The sequence below is a fragment of the Cupriavidus sp. 94F1 genome (assembly GCF_057798875.1).
In genome coordinates, this window is record NZ_JBYOJT010000008.1 from 188,099 (window position 1) to 196,211 (window position 8,113).

At 66.3% G+C, this 8,113-nt stretch carries 1 protein-coding gene; it reads right to left on the minus strand.

Annotation, left to right across the window (positions count from 1 at the left end):
• Positions 1 to 394 precede the first annotated feature (394 nt).
• Positions 395 to 8,104, minus strand: coding sequence for an autotransporter-associated beta strand repeat-containing protein (locus tag AC3FJ6_RS20280; protein WP_488773469.1), 7,710 nt, complete (start codon positions 8,102 to 8,104; stop codon positions 395 to 397).
• Positions 8,105 to 8,113 lie beyond the last annotated feature (9 nt).

The window sequence follows — 8,113 nt, forward strand, 5'->3', positions numbered from 1 at the left end:
TTTCCCTTGTCCACCAGCACGTCGAACACGCACTAGACGACCAGGTACGCGGGCAAGGACCAGTCTAGTGACGGACGGGGATAAGTCCGCTAGTCCCGCGTGCGAAACGACGCGCAAAACTGTGCCAAAGTCAGCGCGACGTTACATCTGCGTCTCAGTCTCAGTATGGAACGGTGTCTGGACCCTGAATCCCCGCATTTTCGTCCACCCGGAGCATTCTGGACCTCGAGCGCCGTTTCAAAAGTCGATGCGGCAACAAATGTCACAGGCGGCCCCCCGGCTGCCGAGGATGTCTCGGAGATCCGGGCTGGCCCGTCAATCGCTATCGTGGCGGCCACATGGGCTGACGCACGTTGGCGGCCATGCCCGGCGGAGCTCGGACCGCGCCAAGGGGCTAGAACTGGATGGAGAGCCTGCCCTGCACAGCCCGGGTAGTGGTCCCTCCACCAAGCCGGCTGCTGAACACCACGCCGAGTGACGCCCTGCGGGTGAACTGGAAGTCCAGCCCGGCCTCGATGACCATCGAATTGCGTCCCTGGGGTACGCCGGCAACGGTGAAAGGATTGCTGTCGGCAAACGACAGGTTCGCAACGGGCACGGAAGTGCCGAACGTATGCTGCCAGCCAAGCATGCCGCGCGCGGTCAGTTTTGCACCCTTGGGCATGTCGATGGTGGTCGAACCTCGCAGGCCCAGTGTCGTGTACGTTGAGCTGATGCTGTTGCCGTCGCCGGCCAGCGCCGCGGCGCCGCCGTTCTCCTTGAAGCTGTTCGTGCGCGTGTTGGCGAAGGCGACGTTGACGAACGGTTCCAGGTTCATGCGCCGCATGGCGAGCTGGTACCCCATGTCCCCGAAAATCTGCATCGTGCGGCCGTTGTAGTTGGCCTTCAGGTTGTCAGAGTAGCCCGTGAAGACCGGTGATCGATGGGTCTCGATGGTGTGCCAGGAAAATGCTGCACCCGTGCGGATGCCAAGGGGGCCCAGCTGCGTGCCACCGTAAATCCCCGCGTGATAGTTGTCGCTGCTGGCCGAGGAATTCCTCGTGTCGGCGTTCATGCCATTGTGGGTGTAGCCGAGTAACGCACCGACGTTCCATCGTTCGCCAATCGTGGTGTCCGTACCCATCAGGATGCCGGAAACGTCCTGACTCAGGCGCGCCGCATTGCCATCGCCAGCAGTCTTTCCCCACGAACCGAAAACGCGGGCCCATCCCGCGGGCCTGGTGGTGCGGCGATAGCATCCACCGTCTTCCGGCGCGTCCGGCACATCTGAGCTGGCCCCCACCATATCCGATGCCGCGATGCCATTGTCGAAGCCTGGCCCGCAGAATCGTTGTCGAATGCGATCGATGGCGGTGTCGCGGATCTGGCGGCTATCGCCCAGCAGTGCGTTCTTGATCGATGCATGAATCTCGCCGGACAGTTGATTGAAGGCAAGCCTGGCCTCGTCGTCAGTCTCCAGTCCGGTGACCACGGTCTTGATGACATTGCTGTCCGGCATGCTGTCCAGCGCGCCGGCCGTGGCCATCTCGTTGCGCGTTCCGGCCGCGTCGATAAAGCTGCGTACCCGGGTGGCTCTCAGATAGACGTTGTTGGCGTCATAGACATCCTTCAGGAGATAGAACGCGCCACCCGTGTCGCCGGCGAGCGTATAGGTGCCAGTCACGCCATGGGTCGCGGACAGCACCGTGTAGTTGGAGTCCACCGAATACTCGCCCGGGGTGATCTTGGCGACTTCCAGGATCGCGCCCGGTGCCAGTGTGGCCGCCCCATTGACCTGGATCCGGTCAGACCGGGTACTGGCCGGTTCCACCTGCGCCTGATATGTAGAGCCTCCAGCCTGCGAATAGGCGCCATTGACGGTCAGGGTGCCGATGGAATTTCCCGGCGCGATCTTGGCACCGGAGACAATGCTGGTCTGTCCGACAGACCCATTGCCACGGAGTGCGGTGCCGCGCTGCATGGTCACGGCGGAATTGCCCAGGAAGCCATTGACGACAAGGTCTCCGCCTTCCACGGAAGTTGCGCCGGAGAGCTTGCTGTCGCCGGTCAGCGTTAGGCTGCCTCCGCCAGACTTGGTGAAGGTGCCGGTGCCGTTGATGGCGTTGGCCAGGGTGGCATTGGTGGGTTGGTCGATGATCAGCGCCGCGTTATTCAGGATGGCGCCGGTACCGAAGCTGGTGGCGGTGCCAACCAGCGATCCGGTCGAAATGGTGGTGCCGCCACTGTAGGTGTTGTTGCCTAAGAGCGAGAGCGTGCCGGTGCCAGTCTTGGCGAACTGGCCGGCACCGCCGATGACCCCGGAGAAGACCGCGTCGATGGTGTTGTTGGCCGTCAGCTTGGTGGCGGCGGCCTTGCCCAGGCTGATGGTACCGGCCCCAGACAGATTGTTGGCGGTCTGACTGAAGTCGTTCAGGGCCAGGGTGGCGCCCGGGTTGACCGTGACCGCGCTGCTTGTGGCAAACGCATCGGCGATGCCGGTGGCCAGTGTACCGGCGTTGATCCCTGTCTTGCCGGTGTAGGTGTTCTTGGCCGACAGGGTCAGCGTGCCGGTGCCGTTCTTGGTGAGGTCCTTGCCGTTCCACCCCGTGTCGGAGGCAAGCTGATCGGCAAGCACAACGTCGGCATTGAAGGTATCGGTTGCCGCGGCCAGCGTGAAGGCGCCATTGCCCAGCCTGGGGCCGGCTCGCCAGGCGAGGCCAAAGCCGACGTTGTACTCGAGGTTGTCGGCGCTCTTGCGTCCGCCGACGACCAGATAATCCACCGGGCTCGACGCGCTGCCGAGATTGATGCTGGAGAAGTCACCGGTGATGCCGCCGGTAGTGCGGAGTACCGTGAACCGCAGATCGGTTAGCGCGCTGGCGGTGTGGGGCGCGGATGCGGAGAACCCGGCAATGTCCAGAACGCCCCCAAGCGTTGCCGAGCCCGCGGTGATGGCGGGGCTGTTGTTGGCGCCGAGGGTCATATTGAGCTGCGAGCCAGTCGCCTGCGTGAGTGCGTTGGCTATGTTGAGCTGCGCATTGCCGTCGATGGCAGTGGTGGCGCCGCTGGCAGTGGTGAGGCTGTCCGCGGTGAAGACGCCATCTTGCGCAAAATACAGCGTACCGGCATCGACCGCGACAGTACCCTGCGTGCCGCCGCCGGTCAGCGTGGCGGTGCCGGCACCGGTCTTGGTGAGGCTGCCGGTGCCGGACAGGGCGTTGGCCAGGGTACTGTCGTCGGCGAAGGCAAGTTGCAGGGCGGCGTTGTTGGCCACCGAACCCGTGCCCATGGCGCCGCCGCTGGTGGCAATCAGCGTGCCGTCGGAGAGGGTGGTGCCGCCGGTATAGGTGTTGGTGCCCGAGAGCGTCAGCGCACCCGTCCCTGTCTTGGTGAGGTTGCCAGCGCCGCCGATCACGCCGGAGAAGGTTGTGTCGCTGGTGTTGTTGGCGGTCAGCGCGGTAGCGGCGATAGAGCCCAGGGTGATCGTGCCGGCTCCGGACAGATTGTTGGCGGTCTGGCTGAAGTCGTTCATGGCCAGGGTCGCGCCCGCTTTGACCGTGACCCCGCCGCTCGTGGCAAACGCATCGGCGACGCCGGCGGCCAGCGTGCCGGCGCTGACGGTGGTCAGTCCCGTATAGGTGTTCCTGGCCGACAGCGTCAGCGTACCGTTGCCGGCCTTGGTCAAATCCTTGCCGTTCCATCCGGTAGCCGATGCGGCCTGATCGGCAAGCACAACGTCGGCATTGAAGGTATCGGTTGCCGCGGCCAGCGTGAAGGCGCCATTGCCCAGGCTGGCGCCAGCTTGCCATGTAAGCCCGAAGCCGACGTTGTAGTCGAGGTTGTCGGCGCTCTTGCGTCCGGCCAGTGTCAGGTAGTCGACGGCGCTAGCCGCCCCGCCGAGGTCCACGGCACTGAAGTCGCCGGTGATGCCGCCGGTGGTGTGGATGACCCGGAACAAGGTGCCGGTCAATGCGCTGGCGGTGTTGGGGGCACTGGCGGAGAAGCCGGTGATGTTCAGCGTGCCGGCCAGCGCGGCGCTGGCGGCGGTGATGGCAGGGTCGTTGTTCGCACCCAGGGCGACACCGAGCGTGGAGCCTGTGTCCTGCGTGAGGGCGTTGGCCACGTTGAGCTGCGCGTTGCCGTCGATGGCCGTGGTGGCGCCGCTGGCGGTGGTGAGGCTCTCGGCATTGAATATCCCGGTCTGCGCGAAGCGCAGCGTACCGGCATCGACCGCGACGGTACCCTGCGTGCCGCCGCCGGTCAGCGTGGCGGTGCCGGTGCCGGACTTGGTGAGGCTGCCGGTGCCGGACAGGGCGTTGGCCAGGGTACTGTCGTCGGCGAAGGCAAGCTGCAGGGCGGCGGTGTTGGCCACGGCGCCGGTTCCCATGGCGCTGCCGCTGGTGGCAATCAGCGTGCCGTCGGAGAGGGTGGTGCCGCCGGTATAGGTGTTGGTGCCCGAGAGCGTGAGCGCGCCGGTTCCGGTCTTGGTGAGCTGGCCGGCGCCGCCGATGATCCCCGAGAACTCCGTGTCGCTGGTGTTGTTGGCCGTCAGCACCGTGGTGTCGAGCGTGCCGGTGGCGATGGTACCGGCGCCGGACAAGTTTCTGGCGGTCTGGCTGAAGTCATTGAGCGCGAGGGTGGCGCCGCTGGCGATGGAGACCCCGCCGCTCGTGGCAAACGCATCGGCGATGCCGGACGCCAGCGTGCCGGCGTTGACGGTGGTGAGCCCGGTATAGGTGTTCTTGGCCGACAGGGTCAGCGTACCGTCACCGGCCTTGGTCAGATCGTGGCCGTTCCATTCCGTTGCCGACGCGGTCTGATCGGCGAGCACGACATCGACGTTGAAGGCGTCGGTGGCATTGGTCAGCGTGAAGAGTCCATTGCCGAGCGCCGTGCCGGCCTGCCAGGTGAGGCCGAAGCCGACGTTGTAGTCGAGGTTGTCGGCGCTCTTGCGTCCGGCCAGCGTCAGGTAGTCGACGGCACTGGCGGCGCCGCCGAGGTTGACGGTGGTGAAGTCGCCGGTGATGCCGTCGGTGGTGTGGATGACCCTGAACAAGGTGCCGGTCAATGCGCTGGCGGTGTTGGGGGCACTGGCGGAGAAGCCGGTGATGTTCAGCGTGCCGGCCAGCGCGGCGCTGGCGGCCGTGATGGCAGGGTCGTTGTTCGCACCAAGGGCGACACCGAGCGTGGAGCCTGTGTCCTGCGTGAGGGCGTTGGTCACGTTGAGCTGCGCATTGCCGTCATTGGCCGTGGTGGCGCCGCTGGCGGTGGTGAGGCTGTCGGCATTGAATATCCCGGTCTGCGCGAAGCGCAGCGTACCGGCATCGACAGCGACGGTACCCTGCGTGCCACCGCCGGTCAGCGTGGCGGTGCCGGTACCGGTCTTGGTGAGGCTGCCGGTGCCGGAGAGGGCGTTGGCCAGGGTACTGTCGCTGGCGAAGTCGAGCTGCAGGGCGGCGTTGTTGGCCACAGCGCCGGTTCCCAAGGCGCCGCCGCTGGTGGCAATCAGCGTGCCGTCGGAGAGGATGGTGCCGCCGGTATAGGTGTTGGTGCCCGAGAGCGTGAGCGCACCCGTCCCCGTCTTGGTGAGCTGGCCGGCGCCGCCGATGATCCCCGAGAACTCCGTGTCGCTGGTGTTGTTGGCCGTCAGCACCGTGGTGTCGAGCGTGCCGGTGGCGATGGTACCGGCGCCGGACAGGTTCCTGGCCGTCTGGCTGAAGTCGTTCATGGCCAGCGTGGCGCCCGTGTTGACCGTGACCCCGCCGCTCGTGGCAAACGCATCGGCGATGCCGGCCGCCAGCGTGCCGGCGCTGACGGTGGTGAGCCCCGTATAGGTGTTCTTTGCCGACAGGGTCAGCGTGCCGTCGCCGGCCTTGGTCAGATCGTGGCCGTTCCATTCCGTTGCCGACGCGGCCTGATCGGCCAGCACGACGTCGACGTTGAAGGCGTCGGCGGTATTGGTCAGCGTGAAGAGTCCATTGCCGAGCGTCGTGCCAGCTTGCCACGTGAGGCCGAAGCCGACGTTGTAGTCGAGGTTGTCGGCGCTCTTGCGTCCGGCCAGCGTCAGGTAGTCGACGGCACTGGCGGCGCCGCCCAGGTTGACGGTGGTGAAGTCGCCGGTAATGCCGTCGGTGGTGTGAATGACCCTGAACAGGGTGCCGGTCAATGCGCTGGCGGTGTTGGGGGCACTGGCGGAGAAGCCGGTGATGTTCAGCGTGCCGGCCAGCGCGGCGCTGGCGGCCGTGATGGCAGGGTCGTTGTTCGCACCAAGGGCGACACCGAGCGTGGAGCCTGTGTCCTGCGTGAGGGCGTTGGCTACGTTGAGCTGCGCGTTGCCGTCAATGGCCGTGGTGGCGCCGCTGGCGGTGGTGAGGCTGTCGGCATTGAATATCCCGGTCTGCCCGAAGCGCAGCGTACCGGCATCGACCGCGACGGTACCCTGCGTGCCACCGCCGGTCAGCGTGGCGGTGCCGGTACCGGTCTTGGTGAGGCTGCCGGTGCCGGACAGGGCGTTGGCGAGGGTACTGTCGCTGGCGAAGTCGAGCTGCAGGGCGGCGTTGTTGGCCACAGCGCCGGTTCCCATGGCACTGCCGCTGGTGGCAATCAGCGTGCCGTCGGAGAGGGTGGTGCCGCCGGTATAGGTGTTGGTGCCCGAGAGCGTGAGCGCGCCGGTCCCCGTCTTGGTGAGTTGACCGGCGCCGCCGATCACGCCGGAGAAGGTGGTGTCGCTGGTGTTGTTGGCCGTCAGCACTGTTGTGTCGAGGGATCCCAGGCTGACTGTGCCGGCGCCGGACAGATTGTTGGCGGTCTGGCTGAAGTCGTTCATGGCCAGCGTGGCGCCGCTGGCGATGGAGACCGCGCCGCTGCTGGCGAAGGCATCGGCGATGCCAGTGGCCAGCGTGCCGGCGCTGACGGTGGTGAGCCCCGTATAGGTGTTCTTGGCCGACAGGGTCAGCGTACCGTTGCCGGCCTTGGTCAGATCGTGGCCGTTCCATTCCGTTGCCGACGCGGTCTGATCGGCGAGTACGACATCGACGTTGAAGGCGTCGGCGGTATTGGTCAGCGTGAAGAGTCCATTACCGAGCGTGGCGCCAGCCTGCCAGGTGAGGCCGAAGCCGACGTTGTAGTCGAGGTTGTCGGCGCTCTTGCGTCCGGCCAGCGTCAGGTAGTCGACGGCACTGGCGGCCCCCCCGAGGTTGACGGTGGTGAAGTCGCCGGTGATGCCGCCGGTGGTGTGGATGACCCTGAACAGGGTGCTGGTCAACGCGCTGGCGGTGTTGGGCGCACTGGCGGAGAAACCGGTGATGTTCAGCGTGCCGGCCAGTGCGGCACTGGCGGCGGTGATGGCAGTGTTGTTGTTCGCACCCAGGGCGACCCCGAGCGTGGAGTCTGCGTCCTGCGTGAGGGCGTTGGCTACGTTGAGCTGCGCATTGCCGTCAATGGCGGTGGTGGCGCCGCTGGCGGTGGTGAGGCTGTCGGCGGTGAAGACGCCATCTTGCGCAAAATACAGCGTACCGGCATTGACCGCGACGGTACCCTGCGTGCCGCCGCCGGTCAGCGTGGCGGTGCCGGTGCCGGTCTTGGTCAGGCTGCCAGTGCCGGAGAGGGCGTTGGCCAGGGTGCTGTCGCTGGCGAAGGCAAGTTGCAGGGCGGCGGTGTTGGCAATGGTGCCGGTTCCCATGGCACTGCCGCTGGTGGCAATCAGCGTGCCGTCGGAGAGGGTGGTGCCGCCGGTATAGGTGTTGGTGCCCGAGAGCGTGAGCGCACCCGTCCCCGTCTTGGTGAGCTGGCCGGCGCCGCCGATGATCCCCGAGAACTCCGTGTCGCTGGTGTTGTTGGCCGTCAGCACCGTGGTGTCGAGCGTGCCGGTGCCGATGGTACCGGCGCCGGACAGGTTCCTGGCCGTCTGGCTGAAGTCGTTCATGGCCAGGGTGGCGCCACTGGCGATGGAGACCGCGCTGCTCGTGGCAAACGCATCGGCGATGCCGGCGGCGAGTGTGCCGGCGTTGACGGTGGTCAGTCCGGTATAGGTGTTCTTGGCCGACAGGGTCAGTGTGCCGGCGCCAGCCTTGGTCAGATCGTGGCCGTTCCATTCCGTTGCCGACGCGGCCTGATCGGCCAGCACGACATCGAC